A 275-nucleotide genomic window follows, 5' to 3' on the forward strand; every position below is an offset into this window, starting at 1 on the left:
ACGGCGCCCCTTGCTGATATGGCATTTGATATGGATTTGGTTGTTGATAATATGGATTCGGCGGCATCATAGGCTGTTGATACGGCATTTGATATGGCATCATATTCGGTGGTTGATTGTTATCCATAATTGGCATCATATTCGGCATTTGATTGTTATCCATGATTGGCATCATATTCGGCATTTGATTATTATCCATAATTGGCATCATATTCGGCATTTGATTATTATCCATAATTGGCATCATATTTGGTGGTTGATTGTTATCCATGATT

General features: G+C 37.5%; 1 pseudogene. It reads right to left on the bottom strand.

Features of this window, described 5'->3' with window-relative positions:
- Positions 1–275, bottom strand: a pseudogene (locus MR160_RS34335) (hypothetical protein); the annotation flags it as partial.

The sequence above is a fragment of the Bacillus cereus group sp. BfR-BA-01382 genome (genome assembly GCF_022663475.1).
In the GTDB taxonomy this organism is placed as follows: Bacteria; Bacillota; Bacilli; order Bacillales; family Bacillaceae_G; genus Bacillus_A; species Bacillus_A thuringiensis_S.